This is a genomic window from Limnohabitans sp. T6-5 (assembly GCF_003063315.1).
Lineage (GTDB): Bacteria > Pseudomonadota > Gammaproteobacteria > Burkholderiales > Burkholderiaceae_C > Limnohabitans_A.
The window spans coordinates 24,455-40,279 of the sequence record NZ_NERV01000002.1 but is presented as its reverse complement, the minus strand read 5'-3'; the positions used below and the strand labels follow the sequence as shown (position 1 = coordinate 40,279).

At 62.2% G+C, this 15,825-nt stretch carries 6 protein-coding genes (1 of these 6 running past the window's edge); 5 read left to right on the top strand and 1 reads right to left on the bottom strand.

The annotated features are described in order from the left end of the window. The first annotated feature begins 205 nt into the window (after positions 1 to 205). The 5 genes from B9Z51_RS05830 to B9Z51_RS05810 are packed head-to-tail and all read left to right on the top strand — an operon-like array spanning position 206 to position 9,277. Positions 206 to 2,374 (top strand): glycosyltransferase family 4 protein, encoded by a 2,169-nt coding sequence (locus tag B9Z51_RS05830; protein ID WP_108372804.1) that lies wholly within the window; start codon positions 206 to 208, stop codon positions 2,372 to 2,374. Next, entirely contained in the window at positions 2,367 to 3,167 is an 801-nt protein-coding gene (locus tag B9Z51_RS05825; RefSeq protein WP_108372802.1) for a glycosyltransferase, read from the top strand. The genes B9Z51_RS05830 and B9Z51_RS05825 overlap by 8 nt, the downstream gene beginning before the upstream one ends. Continuing rightward, positions 3,164 to 3,895, top strand: a complete 732-nt coding sequence (locus tag B9Z51_RS05820) for a class I SAM-dependent methyltransferase (RefSeq protein WP_108372800.1) — start codon at positions 3,164 to 3,166, stop codon at positions 3,893 to 3,895. Before B9Z51_RS05825 ends, B9Z51_RS05820 begins: the two co-directional genes overlap by 4 nt. 23 nt (positions 3,896 to 3,918) lie before the next feature. Then, complete coding sequence (locus B9Z51_RS05815) at positions 3,919 to 5,142, top strand: glycosyltransferase family 4 protein (protein ID WP_108372798.1); 1,224 nt, start codon at positions 3,919 to 3,921, stop codon at positions 5,140 to 5,142. A gap of 13 nt (positions 5,143 to 5,155) precedes the next feature. After that, positions 5,156 to 9,277: a tetratricopeptide repeat protein gene (locus tag B9Z51_RS05810; RefSeq protein WP_158272836.1), complete on the top strand. Its 4,122-nt coding sequence runs from the start codon at positions 5,156 to 5,158 to the stop codon at positions 9,275 to 9,277. A gap of 709 nt (positions 9,278 to 9,986) precedes the next feature. On the opposite strand, the gene B9Z51_RS05800 is transcribed toward B9Z51_RS05810, so the two are convergent. Beyond that, positions 9,987 to 15,825, bottom strand: the 3' end of a protein-coding gene (locus B9Z51_RS05800; RefSeq protein WP_255419308.1) for an Ig-like domain-containing protein. Its footprint extends 24,443 nt past the window's final position; the window shows 5,839 of its 30,282 coding nt (coding positions 24,444-30,282); its start codon lies beyond the right edge, outside the window — the gene reads right to left on this strand; the stop codon is at positions 9,987 to 9,989.

Below are 15,825 nucleotides of genomic sequence, written 5' to 3'. Positions count from 1 at the left end.
CGTCGGGGTCTTCGACCACCGACCTACTGCATCTTTGAGATGCCCGGGTCCAAGCGGCGGCGATGTTCAGACGCCAGCAAGCGCCAGCTGGCCAGTCGATGCGCATCGGGCACTACCCGTTTTCAATGAGACAATGTTCTGACAGAGACGGCACACCACACCTGTTTTTTGCACCTGCTTTTGAATTCACATTCGAATTTGTCACATGCCCCCAAACCCCAAGAAGCCTCGCATCGGTTTGATCCTGACCGAAGATGCCGTGTCCATGGACACCCCCAAACTCATGGGCAGACAGTCAGCGGGGTATGGATTTCTCAAAGCGTGCCTTCAATATGCCCCGCTGCGTGAGCGCATCACGCTGGTCACCCCCGCAGGCAAGCCCCGCGAAGCGGTGCAAGCGGTGGTCAAATCCATCACGACCAAAGACGCGGCCCCCCTGCATCTGCCTTATCTGGACCTGAACGCCCCCGCCCAATGGGCCGCGCTGGACGTGCTGCACATGCCCGCCCCGCTGGCCAACCTGCAAATGAGCCAGCGCAGCGCCTGGCGGCTGGACCACCTGGTGTTCAGCGGCGTCACGCACACCATCAGCTCGGCCCATGTCATGCAGCAATTGGCCGACTATGTGCGCACCCCGACCCGCCCCAGCGATGCACTGATCTGCACATCCCAATCGGTACGCACTGCCGTGGAGCGCATCTGGCGGGTAGAAAAAGCCGTGTTGCAGCGCCGTTTTGGCAAGTTTGAACGCCAACCCGAATTGCCTGGCCTGCCCATCATCCCTTTGGGCGTGCACAGCCAGGACTTCGCCTTCAGCCCCACAGACCGCTTGGCCGCCCGCACCACGCTGGGCTTGTCCCCCGAGGAATTGGTGGTCTTGTTTGTGGGCCGACTGAGTTTTCATGCCAAAGCCAATCCGGTCGCCCTCTACCGCGCTGTGGCCGAGGTGGCGGTGCGCACCGGCCAGCGCATCCGCATTCTGGAATGTGGCTGGTTTGCCAACGATGCCACTGAAAAAGCCTTCCATGAGGTGGCCCTGCATCACAACGTCAAGGTTCAGCGCCTGGATGGCCGAAACCCCCAGGCCTTGAAACGCAGCTTGGCCGCAGCCGACGTGTTTTGCTCCCTGTCGGACAACATTCAAGAGACCTTCGGCCTGACCCCCATCGAAGCCATGGCGGCCGGACTGCCCTGCATCTTGAGCGACTGGGACGGTTACCGCGAAACCTTGCAGCACGGCCAACATGGCTTTTTGATCCCCACCCAGATGCCGGGGCCATCCGGGCTGGACCGGATCGAGCAGCGTTTTTCCAGCGATCAGCTGAACTACGACCACTACATCGGCCACATGCAAGCGGTCACGGCGGTGGACATCGAGCAGACCGTGCAGGCCCTGCAAACCCTGGCCACCCGCCCCGATCTGCGCCAGCAAATGGGCGCCGCCGGTCAAGCGCATGTGCGGCAGCACTACGACTGGGCTGGCGTGGTGGCGCAGTACGACGCCCTGTGGACCGACCAAACAGCGCGCCAGGCACAGCACAAAGGCCCCCGACTGCCCCGCATGCATGCGGCACAACTGAGCCCGGGCGATTTGTTCAGGCACTACCCGAGCCAGCGCCTGGAACCCGACACCCCCCTTTTCCGGGCCCCGGCCACAGGCGTGTACACCGGCAAAGCGGCAGCTTCGGCTGCCCAAGCAGCGCGTCAATGGAACATGTGGGGGTTTCTGGCCCAGCACTGGATTGCAGGCCCCGATCAGGTGGCCCAAGCTACACAGGCCCTGCACCCGGAGCAGCCGCAAAGCATTCAGGACTGGGGCCAGACCCAGCAGTTGAGCCGCCCCCAAAGCCTGCGCCTGGCCGCTTGGTTGATCAAAATCGGCCAGGCCAGCACTCAGCCCCCGGTGCCCAGCAGCGTCCTGCGCAGCGTGCACCTGATCGCGGGCCACAGCCAGCATGCCGCCAGGGCCGATATCCAGCGCCTGCTCGCAGACAAGCGCTGCGTTTTGTGCCTGACGCCCGGCACCTTGCAAGAGCAACTGCGCCAGATTCAGCTCAACGGCGGGCATGCGGTACTGCTCTCGCCCGAAGAAACCCTGCACGACTTCTGGCTGGTCGAGCGCTTGCAAGATGCCTTCGCCGCATTCGCGCTGGTCAAGCTCTCGCCCTGCGCCCTGGCCATACGCCATGACCTGCTGAGCGCAGTGATGGCGCAGTCCGCCTGCGAAGACATGATCTGGCCTGCCGACTCGGCCCGGCTGCATGCGGCCTTGCAAGAGCTGGCCCAACGCAGCCAGCTGCCCACGGGCGATTGGCCCGTGGCTTTGAGCCCTGCACTCCTTCAAACCCCAGACAAGGAAATGCCCCGTGGCTGAAGCATTCCCCACCTTGATGTCACCCGACAAACCCGCCTGTGAACTGGTGTTTGTCTGCGCCACGCGCCTGAGCACGGCAGACTTCTGGACCCAAGCGCCCCTGGGCCTGTCCCTGACCGATTTGCAGCGCCGGGGCGTGGCCTTTCGGCTGGAACTGGCCAGCCACAACCTCAGCCCCCTGGCCACCCACTACAACAAAGCCATTGCACTGAGCCCAGCAGACAGCATTCTGGTGTTCGTGCACGACGACGTGAGGCTCGATGATTTTTGCCTGGCTGATCGCCTGGGCGAAGCCTTGGCCGTGTTCGATGTGGTGGGCGTGGCGGGCAACCAGGGGGTCAAGCCCGGCCAGGGCGCTTGGGCTTTTGCCGAAAAAATGGGCACATGGGACTTGCCCCACAAGCTGCTGGGCGGGCTCCACCACATCACGCCCAAGCACGCCAACGGCTTCAGCCTTTATGGCCCCACGCGTGCGGCCGCCCGCTTGCTCGACGGCGTCTTCATCGCTGCGCGGGCGGGCACGCTGCAAGAAGCCCATGTGCAATTTGCCCCGGAACTGGCCTTTCACTTGTACGACCTGGACTTTTGCCTGCACGCGCACCGTGCCGGTTTGCGCCTGGGGGTCTGGCCGATTGCCATCACCCATTACAGCCCGGGCGACTACAGCTCGGACGCCTGGAAGGCCGCCTACAAAATCTACCGCCAACTGCATTGGCCCCAGGCCAGCCGCAAAGCCGAACAAGTGGCCAAAAATGCAGCCGCCAAAAACCCCGCAGACTCGAGCCCCCCATGAAGCCCCTTGCTGACAACCCCTTGTTGAACTACTTCATCAACAACAACCAGCGGGCCATCCACAAATGGACGCATTACTTTGAGATCTATCACCGCTGCCTGGCGCCCTACCGACACCTGGAAAACCTGAAGTTCCTGGAAATCGGCATCCAGAACGGCGGCAGCGCCCAGATGTGGAACCACTACTTCACCCACGACAGCTTCCACTACATTGGCCTGGACATCGACCCGCGCTGCAAAGCGCTCGAAAAAGAAGGCCTGGAAGTCTGGATCGGGGACCAGGGCAGCAAAATTTTCTGGGCAGAGTTCAAGCAAAAGCACACACAGCTGGACATCGTGCTCGATGACGGCGGGCACACCATGGAGCAGCAGATCACCACCTTCATCGAGCTGTTCCCCCTGCTCAGCGACGGTGGGCTCTACATCTGCGAAGACACCCACAGCAGCTACCTGTCCAAGCTCGGCGGGGGCCTGAAAAAGCCGGGCACCTTCCATGAGTTTGTCAAAGGCATGATCGACGACATGCACGGCTGGTACCACCAAAGCGACGACGCCATTGCCAAAAACTACCTGTGCAATCACCTGTATTCGATCTCGGTGTTCGACTCGGTCATCGTCATGGAAAAACGCCGCAAAAACCCGCCCATGAGCCTGGCTACAGGCTTTGAAGGCCCGATCAGCAACCCGGCATTCATGGATGCCAAGTTCCTCCGATCCAAGCTCGGTTGACCTCGCCCACACACTGACTGCCAATGAAGATCTTATTCATCCACCAGAACTTTCCCGGGCAATACCGGGCACTGGCCCCCTCCATGGTCAAGCTGGGCCATGAGGTCATGGCCATGTCCAGCCGCAAAGAGACCACCATCCAGGGCATCCCCAACATCACCTATGACAACGCCCGGGGGTCCAGCAAAGCGATCCACCCCTGGCTGCCTTCGACCGAGGCGGCCGTCATCCGCGCCGAAGCAGTGGCCCGCACCTTGACGCAGCTCATGAAAAACGGCTTCACGCCCGATGTGATCGTCGGGCACGCCGGTTGGGGCGAGATGATGCTGGTTCGCCAAGTGGCGCCGCACGCCCGCATCACCAGCTTTTGCGAATATTTCTACAACGGCAAAGGCAGTGATGTGGATTTCGACCCCGAATTTGCCGCTGCCCCGGACGCCGTCATGCGCTGCCATGTGCGCAATTTGCACCTGACCTCGTCGCTGGTTGACTCCGACGTAGGGCTCTCGCCCACCGAATGGCAGGCCAGCCAGTTCCCGGCGTTTTTGCGCCAGCGCATCGAAGTCTGTCATGACGGCATCGAAACCCACCGCCTCACGCCCCGCGATGACGCCTGGATACAGCTGGGCCGCGACAACATCAAGGCCCAAATGGGCGATGAAATCATCACCTTCATCAACCGCAACCTCGAACCCATGCGCGGCTACCACAGCTTCATGCGGTCCTTGCCCCACATCCTGGCCGAACGCCCCAATGCCCGCGTCATTTTGCTGGGCGGCAGCGAAGTCAGCTATGGCCCGGCGCCACCCACCGGTGGGGGCTACAAGGCCCAGTTCCTGCGCGAAGTGCAAGACAAAATCGATCTCTCGCGGGTGCACTTTGTTGGCCAGGTGCCCTACACCACCATGGTCAATATGCTGCGCGTCTCGGCCGTGCATGTGTACCTGACGGTGCCCTTTGTGCTGTCTTGGTCCATGCTCGAAGCCATGAGCCTGGGCTGCTGCGTGGTGGGCTCGGCCACGCCGCCGGTGCAAGAAGTCATCACCCATGGTCAAAACGGCCTGCTGGTGGACTTTTTTGACCCCGAAGCCATTGCCCGGCAGGTGTGCGATGTGCTGGCCCGGCCGAAAGATGTCAAAGACATCCGCCGCGCTGCACGCGCGCATGTGGTTGAGCATTACGACTACCAAAGCGTCTGCCTGCCGCGCCACCACCAGATCATCACCGGCATGCCCATTCCCGCCTGATCGGAGAAGCGCCATGACCGCCTTGGACCCCGCCACCCTCGCCCGTGCCCAGGCCCTGTTTGCGCTGGGTGCGCAACTGCATGCCGACAAACGCCTCGATGGCACGCAAGCCCTGGCCACCTTCGAGCAAGCCCGTCAACTGGCCCCCAGCAGTCCGGAAATCCTCAATGCCCTGGGGGCCGTGCTCTCGCGCATGGGGCGCGACGAAGAAGCCATTCGGTATTTTCAGCAAGCCCTGGTGCACCAGCCCCGGCACGCCGATGCACTGGAAAACCTGGCCGGTCTCTTGCACCGCACCCAGCGCTATGAGCTGGCCGCTGCCCACCTGCAAAGCTGGCTCCAAAACACGACCAAGCAACCCGAATTGGCCCCGTATGTGATGGGCCGCCTGGCCTACACCCGTCGCCTGATGGCCGACTGGCGCGACGATGACGCGCAAACCCAGGCCCTGCGCCAAGCCTTGCATGCGGGTCAACAGGCAGCATTTCCCTTCGAATTCTTGAGCTTCAGCGACGACCCGGCGGAGCACCTCAAAAGTGCCCGCACCCTGGTGGCCCACCGCCACCCCAGCGCCCCCCAACCCTTGTGGCAAGGCCAGCGCTGGACGCATCAGCGCATCAAAGTGGCCTATGTGTCCAACGACTTTTGCAACCACGCCACAGCGGTGCTGCTGGCCCAGGTCCTGGCCTTGCACGACAAAAGCCGCTTTGAAGTTTTTGCCTTGTCCTGGAGCCCTTTGCAAGATGCCATGTACGAGCGCATCCGCCACTCGGTCGAACATTTTGTGGACATCCGCCACCAAAGCGATCAGCAGGTGGCGCAATGGCTGCACGACCAGCAGATCGACATCTGCGTGGACATCAAGGGCTTTGCCAGCCATTACCGCCTGGGCATTTTCGCCTACCGGCCCTGCCCGATTCAGGTCAGCTACTTGGGTTACCCCGGGTCTTCGGGCGCGCCCTACATGGACTACCTGATCGCCGACGCGCACGTCATCGCGCCAGAAGACAGCGCGCACTACAGCGAACACCTGGTGCGCTTGCCCCACAGCTACCAGGCCAATGACCCCACCCGCGAGGTGGCGCTCCCGCCCGCCAACCGCCAGGTGCTGGGCCTGCCCGCACGCGGCAGCGGCACCCAGGGCTTTGTGTTTGCCTGCTTCAACAACAGCTACAAAATCACCCCCGAGGTGTTTGCCCAGTGGATGCAGATCTTGCAGGCCACCCCGGGCAGCGTGCTGTGGCTGCTGGACGCCAACGACTGGGTCAAGCAAAGCTTGCGTCAGCACGCCCGCTCGCACGGCGTGGACGAGGCCCGGCTGCTGTTTGCCCCCCGGGTGCCCACGCCGGAGCATCTGGCCCGGCATGTCGGGGCCGATCTGTTTTTGGACACCTTCCCGGTCAATGCCCACACCACCGCCGCCGACGCCTTGTGGATGGGCCTGCCGGTTCTCAGCCGTTATGGGCGCAGCTTTTCAAGCCGGGTGGCCTACTCGCTGCTGCACGCCTGCCAAGTGCCCGGCGGCGCGCCGCTGGTGCAAGAGCTGGCTGTGAACCAGCCCGATGTGTATGTGCAGCGCGCCATTGCATTGGCTCAAGACCCGGCCCGATTACAGCGCCTCAAAGACCACCTGCAAACGCAGCGCGACCACCTGCCGCTGTTCGACGCTGCCCTGACCTGCCACCACCTGCAAGCCGCCTACAGCGCCATGTGGCAACGCTGGCAAGAGGGCTTGGCGCCAGCGGCCATGAACATCCCCGCCACCGAACCGATCCGGTCAGCCCAGACGGCACTGACCAAGCCTGAGACCACCGACCTGGCGCAAGCCACGGCCAGCCATTTGCAAACCTTGAGCCTGGGGCTGCTGCCTTCGGGGCCAGCGCAGCTCGCCTTGGCGGTTTTCGATGCCGCACTCAAGGCGCGAGCACAAGAATCGGCTTTGTGGCGTGCCCGTGCGCACACCGCCTTGCGCCTGCCAGAAGCAAGCTATCGCGCCCAAGGCCTGGCCGACCTGCAACGCGCCCACCAGCTGGACCCCACACATGAACGCCTGCGCTTTGAACTGGCGCTGACGCTGGAGCAATCGGGCGATGTCGCCGCCGCATGCCAACATCTGGCGCATCTTGAAAAACAGGCCCCACAAGACAGCCAATACCCCCTGAAACATGTGCGCTGCCTGCGCAGCATGGGCCAGCTCGATGCCGCCTTGCAAGTCAGTCAGCAATGGACCCAGCGGCAACCCGCTGTAGCGCAGGCCTGGACGCAGCAGGCCTCGGCCTATTGGGCACTACAGCAACCCGCGCCCGCCATGACCAGCATTGCGCAGGCGCTGCAATTGGAACCCGATGCGGCCGACGCCCTGAACCTGCGCGGGCTGCTGGGACGAGACAAGGGCCTGCCCACCAACCAAGCCCTGGCTGACTTTGAGCACGCCCACCGGCTGGAGCCGGGCAACCCCTATTACCTGTCGAACATCGCCATCACGCTCGATGAGCTGGGACGACTCCAAGCCGCCCTGCCCTGGTGGCAGCGCCTGCTGGCCTTGCCCGGCCCGCACCCCGCCGATGTGCTGCTCTTGCAGGCGCATGGCGCCGAACAGCTGGGCAAAACGCCGCAAGCCATGGATTTGTTCCTGAAAGCCGCTCAAGCAGAGCCAGACAATTTCGACGCCTGGCTGCAATACGGCCACAGCTGCACCTCGCTGGGCCGAGACCAAGAGGCCAAGGATGCTTATGTGCAGGCCGTGCGCATTGCGCCAGACAATGTGCACGCCCTGTCGGCCCTCATGCGGGCCGAGCGCTGCGTGGGCGACTGGCAGCACCACACCCCCCGTTTGGCGCAGGTGCTGCACGCCGCCGAGCACAGCGATGTGCCCGTGAACCCGTTTTTGATGACCATCGTGAGTGATGACCCCGCGCTGCAACTGCGGGTGGGCGAACTCGAATCGGCGCAAATCGGCCAAAACATCACGCCCATCCCCTGGCCCCCTGCAAGCCAAGCGCCCCGCCCTGCGGGCCAGCGGCTGCGCATCGGGTATTTTTCGGCCGATCTGCACGACCACGCCACCAGCTACCTGATGGCGCAGATGCTCGAATCGCATGACCGCCAGCGCTTTGAGGTGTTTGCCTACAGCTTTGGGCCTGATGCCAAAGACCATGCCTACCGCCAACGTCTGGTGCGCGGCATCGAACACTTTCACCAGGTGCACCACCTGGGCGCACGCCAAATTGCCGAGTTGGCGCGCACGCACGGCATCGACATTGCAGTCGACCTCAAAGGCCACACCCGGCAAGGACGGCCGCAGATTTTTGCCTGGCGTGCTGCACCCCTTCAGGTCAGCTACATCGGCTTTCCGGGCACGCTGGGTTCACCGTGGATGGACTATGTGGTGGCCGACACCCACGTCATCCAGGCCGAAGACCTGGCGCATTACAGCGAAAAAGTCGTGCGCCTGCCCGGCTGCTACCAGGCCAACGACACCCAAAGAGCCGTGGCCAGCCCCGGTTTCAGCCGGGCCACTGCAGGCTTGCCCGCCGATGCCCTGGTGCTGTGCTGCTTCAACAGCACCTTCAAGATCAGCCCCGACGTGTTTGACACCTGGCTGGGCTTGCTGCACGACTTGCCCAAGGCGGTTTTGTGGCTGTTTGACAAAAACCGGCAGGTGCAAGACACCTTGCGGCAAGTGGCGCACGCCCGGGGCATTGCCCCCGAGCGCCTGATTTTTGCAAGCTATGCCCCGCTGCCCATGCACCTGTCGCGCTACCGCCTGGCCGACCTGTTCCTGGACACCGCCCCCTACAACGCCCACACCACGGCCAGTGACGCCCTGTGGGTGGGCTTGCCGGTGCTCACGCTGAGCGGTCGCAGCTTTGCCTCACGCGTGGGCGCCAGCTTGCTCAACACATTGGGCCTGCCCGAGCTGATCACGCACGACCTGGCCGAGTACCGCGCCAAGGCCCTGGCCCTGTGCCAACACCCCGAACAGCTGGCCGCCTTGCGCCAGCAGGTGATGAACAGCCCGCACCGCGCCGAGTTGTTTGACGGCCAGCGCCTGGCCCAGCGCATGGAGGCGGCCTATCTGCGCATGGACGAGCGACAGCAACAGGGCCTGCCGGCCGAATCCTTCGACGTGTGACCCGACCGTGGTGATGGGGCACAGGCCCCATGTCGGGGTCTTCGACCACCGACCTACAAGGACATTTGTCCAAGCGCCGAGACGTCCCCGTAGGTCGGCACTCGAAGAGTCCGACATGACCGGTTGTCCACGAACCGCTGCGCGAAGCACACCTTGTCGGGGTCTTCGACCGCCGACCTACAAGGACATTTGTCCAAGCGCAGAGACATCCCCGTAGGTCGGCACTCGAAGAGTCCGACATGACCGGTTGACCACGAACCGCTGCGCGAAGCACACACTGTCGGGGTCTTCGACCACCGACCTACAAGGACATTTGTCCAAGCGCCGAGACATCCCCGTAGGTCGGCACTCGAAGAGTCCGACATGACCGGTTGACCACAAACCGCTGCGCGAAGCACACCTTGTCGGGGTCTTCGACCACCGACCTACAAGAAGGCATTTTTCCTTTGCGCCGAGACATCCCCGTAGGTCGGTACTCGAAGAGTCCGACATGTGCCTGAATGACCATGAAGCGCTGCGCGAAGCACACCTTGTCGGGGTCTTCGACCGCCGACCTACAAGGACATTTGTCCAAGCGCAGAGACATCCCCGTAGGTCGGCACTCGAAGAGTCCGACATGTGCCTGAATGACCATGAAGCGCTGCGCGAAGCACACCTTGTCGGGGTCTTCGACCACCGACCTACACATGCCGTGCTCCCCGTAGCCCCGTCACACCGGCAGCACCGCGCCGGTGAGCGTGATGTCCGTATCAATCAAGAGCATGCCCTGGGACGTTGCGCTGGAGTTGAGCACGTTGTACACGTTGTAGGTCTGTAGACCCGTTTGCGTGGTGGTGAAGCTGACCTTGGCGGTACTTTGAACCGCAGCAGACTCGGCGGCATCGATGACAGTGTTGCCGTTGAAGTCGTAACTGAGCGTGCCAGAGACAATTTTGGCCAAAGTCATGCCCGAGCCCAAGGCGCTCATGTCAATCGCATCGCCCGCATTGCCATCAATCATGAGGAAAGGCCGCAAGGTGAAGTTGGTGCTGGCTGCATCACCGATGGCCAAATCAGATAAGTCAACGATATCGACCGCCGCCATCTTCAAGGTGTTGTTGCCACTGCCCGTCAAGTCAATGCGCTCCACGTTCAACCAGTTGCCCGTGGCGTGCATGCTCAGCGTCAAGTCCAGCACCAGACCTGCGCCATCGAACTTGACCATGTCCATGCCCGCGCCGCCGCTGACCGTGTCTGCGTTCGCATCGTTTTGCCAGTCATAGTTGAAGATGAAGACATCCGAGCCCAACTCGCCATAGACCGTGTTGGCACCAGCGCCCATCACGATGGTGTCGTTGCCAAAAATGGTCCCCACCGTGCCTTCGCCGCCAACCAGACTGTCATCTCCGGCACCGCCGTCGAGCCAGTCATCGCCAATGCCTCCGCTGATGCTGTCATTGCCATCACCGCCATACACGGTGTCCATGTCCTCGCCTGCATAAATGGAGTCGTTGCCTGCACCGCCATAAATCAGGTCATTGCCGAAGCCGCCATACACCGTGTCGTTACCGGCATTGGTGTTGATGGTGTCGTTGCCGGTGTGACCGTTGACAGAGTCGGCTGAAAACCCGGTGGTGATGAAGTCATTGCCACCCCCGCCAAACACCGAACTCGCGCCATCAGAGCTGTAGATGGTGTCATTGCCGCCAATGGTTTCGATCAATGACTCATCACCATACAGATACTCGCCGTTGGCTGAGCCGCCGTTGCGTGCATCGATGAAGTCGTTGCCATAGCCCCCATAAATGGTTTCTACCGACGAGCTGCCCGTGGTGTAGATGGTGTCGTTGCCCAGGCCTGCAGAAATCACGCTGACTGCGCCACCGGTTTGCACAAAATAGTCGTCCCCTGCATCGCCCAACAGGTATTTGCTGGTGCCGCTACTGATGACCGTGTCATTGCCCAGCCCGCCGAAAACGCTGGCACTGACACCGCTGGTGACCACAGAGTCGTTGCCGTCCCCACCCCACAGGTAATCGGCGCCGGTGCCACCGATCAGGGTGTCGTCACCCGCATCTCCCGTGATGCTGTCCACACCGGCCCCGCCCACAATCGAGTCGTTGCCATCGCCGCCCAGCAAGGTGTTGGTGCCACTGCCGCCCACCAATGTGTCATGGCCTGCACCGCCCAGCATGTAGTTGTAGCCCACGCCCCACGCATACACCTGATCATCGCCGTCGCCTGCGGTCACGGACTGCACATAACTGGTACTGTTGTAGCTATTGCCCACATACACCGTGTCATTGCCCGCCCCCGAGTTGACCGTGTCGGTGTTGCCGCTGCCATCCGTCTCACCCGTTTTACCCACGTCAATGTAGTCATTGCCACTGCCGGTGACCACCATCTCCGCGCCATAGGTACCCGCCCCCGCTTGAATCCAGTTGTTGCCATTGCCTGCATCGATGTAAGTGAGCTTCCGGCTGTTCCAAGTCGCAAAATAAGGTTGCCCCAAGAAGTTCACGATGGTGTCGTTGCCCGCACCTGCGTAGACCGTGTCGCCGTCGTAGGTCGTATAACTGTTGCTGGCCAGGTCACCCATGTTGATGTAGTTGTCCCCCCCGGCAACACTCACAAACTCGTTCAACCCTCCGCCGGTGTAAATCGTGTCATTGCCCATGCCTGCATAGATGTAATCGGCGCTGTTGTCCGTGCCCGCGTTGATGTAGTCGCTGCCGCCACCGCCCCAGAGGGTGTCCGCGCCATCGCCTCCTATGATGCTTTCTGAAGCCGCAGAGCCCCACACCTTGTCTGCGTTAGAGCCGGCCCAGATGTGTTCAAACCCGCGCACAAAGTCCATGCCCGCGGCGGCGCCATTGATGGTCACCTGCTGGTAGCTGGCAGAGGCGCCGTCCAGACTCACCGCAATGGAGTTGGTCGAGGTATAGAGCAGCCAGTCCACACCTGCACCACCATCCACTGTATCGGCATCATCGGATGCGGCACCAGCGCCGGGGCTGATCGTGTCATTGCCAGCGCCTGAACTGATCATGTCGCTGCCATTGCCCGACCAGATGGAGTCATTGCCCGAACCTGTGGTAATGGTCTCTGCCCAGGTGCCGGTGATCGTGCTGGTTGAGCCCAGACCGTTATGGAATGTCACATTGCCATTGCCAAACAGCCACACATCCATGTACTGAACAATGTCGGTCCCGTAAGACACGCCGCCGTTGACCGTGACACTGGCCACGTTGCTGCCGTAGTTGGCCAAGGCCGAAATATTGCCACTGTAGGCGCGCAGGTCCAATGTGTCGGCTGGGCCCAGGTTGGTGGTTTCGCCGCCAATATAGGTGTCGTTGCCCGCCTCGAGCACAAATGAGTCGGCCCCTGATCCGCCCACCAGACTGTCGTCGCCCACGCCACCCCACAAGGTATCGTTGCCGCCCACGGCACTGAGGGTGTCTCGGCCTGAGCCACCTTGCAAGAAGTTGGCCACCGTGTCGCCCACCAGGTAATCGGCGCCAAACCCCCCGTACACGTTTTCAATGCCGGTCAGGATGTCGGAGCCCTCCGAGCCCCAGACACTGCCGTTGCCTGCAGCAGCCACCGAGCCCACCCCCAGGCTGGTGCCGATGGTGCCCAATGAAATACCCAAAGACACGGTCACCCCTGTCGCTGCCTGGCTGTAGTCGGCCCAGTCGTTGCCCGCCCCGCCAATCAGGGTGTCGTTGCCTGCACCACCGGTCAGGGTGTCGTCCCCCAAACCACCGTTCAAGGTGTCTTGTCCGGCTGCGCCACTGAGCCAGTTGCCCAGGCTGTCACCGACCAGGGAGTCGTTGCCCCCTGCGCCCAGCACGTTTTCGATGCTGAACAAGGAGTCATTGCCCGTGGCCCCCTGCACCGTGCCCGCCACGAGGTTGACCGTGACGGCGCCTGTGGCATCGCCTGAGTTGGGCGTGAAGTCGGCCCAGTCGTTGCCCGCAGCGCCGTTGATGGAGTCATTGCCCGCACCACCGCGCAAGGTGTCGTCGCCACCCGCCCCATTCATGGTGTCGTTGCCTCCACGGCCCGTGGCAAAGTCAGGGCCGGGGGTGCCTGTCCAGAACGTGCTGGTCGACGACAGTTGCGACAGGTACACGGCACTCACACCGTTTTGCACCGCCACGGTGTCGTTGCCGCCCGTGCTGCCTTTGTTGGTGTAGAGCAGATAGTTGCTGCCGGCAATCTGCATGGTGTCGGCAGCCATGTCGGCATTGGCATCCAGAATGTCCCAGCCGTCGGGCAAGAAGACCTTGCCGTTGACGCCATCGATGCGCAAGAAAGCAGCAGCGCCACTTTGCCCGGTGATCACTTCCACGTTGGCCATGTCCGAGCCCAGCTTGAGCTGATTGAGGCCACTGCCGATGTCGATCACCTCGATGCTGGTCAAGGCACCCAGCACACGGCCACCCGTGACCGTGTCTGCCACCGTCAGGTCAAAGATTTGACCACTGCCGACCAATTGCAATTCATCGGTGCCCGCGCCGCCCTGTAAATTGATGCCCGAGAAATTTCCGCCCAATTGCTCGAACGTGATGGTGTCATTGCCATCGCCTGCGGTGATCACCCCGGCAGCGCTGATGTTCATGAAGTCATCGCCCAGGCCGCCATCGATGAGCGCGGTGCTGTCGCTGCCCATGGTGTAGATGGTGTCGTTGCCCAAGCCGCCCAAAATGGTGTCATTGCCCAGCCCCCCCGACAAAATGTTGTCTTGCCCATCGCCCACGATGCGGTCGCTGAAAGTGGAGCCATACGCGTTTTCGATTTGGCTGATCAAGTCCGTGGCCGCCCCCACACTGGCGCGGCCTGCGGTCAAGTCCACCGAAACGCCCACCGTGACCTGGGCGTAGTTGGCCCAGTCACTGCCGTCACCGCCCACCAGCAATGCACCGCCACTGCTGGCCAGGGTGTCATCCCCCGAGCCGCCTTGCAAGGTGTCCGCACCTGCACGGCCCCAGAGATAGTCGTTGCCCGCCCCGCCCATGAGCAGGTTGTTGGCGGCATCACCCATCAAGGTGTCATTGAACTTGCTGCCCAGCAGGTTTTCAATGCCGACCAATGAGTCTTGTGTGCCATACCCATCTGTGCCCAGCGATGCAAACAGATCGACGTTGACCGCGCTGAGGTCGTACTCGTAGTCGACCAGATCAATGCCCGTGTCGCCAAAGAAGGTGTCGCTGCCTGAGCCCCCCACCAGGGTGTCATCTCCCGAGCCGCCCGCCAGCGAGTCATTGTCATCGTCTCCTCGCAAACTGTCGTTGCCAGCGCCCCCCCACAAGGTGTCCGTCCCGGCCCCGCCGATGATGCTGTTGTTGGCACTGTCACCCCCCAGGGTATCGGCAAAAGCGGTGCCCAGCATGTGCTCGATGTTCATCAGGGAGTCTGTTGAACCCACACCATCGGCAAACGAGGCCAACGCCCCGCCCGACAAAGTGCCACTGGCCCCGGCCGTCGCAGCGCCTGCAAAGATGAACCAATCTTCACCGGTCCCACCATCAATCGTGTCATTGCCTGCGCCGCTGATGAGGGTGTCATCGCCTGCGCCCGCAGACACGTAATCCGTGCCAGCGCCGCCGTCAATGATGTTGGCGTCAGCACTGCCCACGATGGTGTCTGCCCCGGCCCCGCCAATGGCGTTTTCGATCGAGACCAGGCTGTCGCTGCTGGCCGCCACATCGGTGCCGGTGGCCACGCCTGTTTGCAAGTTGATGGTGACTGCGTTGGTCGCTGTGCTGTAGCTGATGGTGTCACTGCCAGTCAGACCATCGAAATCGTCATTCAGTCCAATGCCACGCACCAAGCCATTGAACAGATCACCCTGAGTGGTGCCCGACATGCCCCAGCGCACCACAATGTTGCTGTTGTCGCCAAGATTGAAGCCCAAGGGAATCGACGCTTCGTTGATCACGTTGCCGGCCAGATCGGTCAGGCGCGCACCCAGGATGTTGTTGATGGTCAAGTCAGCCGTCGACTGGTTGGCACCTACGGTATACGTGCCTTCCAGAAGCTTGCCATCCGTTGCCGCAGTCAGGGTCACCACCACGCCCGTGTCCAGGGCCACGCGGATGTATGAACCCGCCTGAACGATTTCATTGATGGTGGCCGAAACATTGATGGAGGCACCGACCACTGCCCCCCCGGTGGCGACACCGTTGAGGACGGCGTAATTGAGCAGGCTGCTGCTGAAGAAACTGTCGGCCCTCGAAGTGGTGTTGTCCAGGGTGAACGTCAAGCTGGTGATGGCACTGACGTTGCCAAACGGATCGGTCACGCGGGCTTGCAAAGTGTGCTGCCCATCGGTCGTTGGCGCAGCAAAGGTGCTCAACCAGCCACCCCCGTCGAGGTTGTAGGACACCGTGCCGCCGCTTTCGACGTTGTCCACACTGATGCGGCCATCCTTGCTGATCAAGTCACTGCTGCTGCCACCGCTGTCGCAGGTCAAGGTCAAGGTCGGCGCCTGAGTGCTCAGGTCGAGCAAGAAGCTGAAGACGCGGTCTGTGCCGTTGTTGTTGGCCACATCCACCGTGCGCACT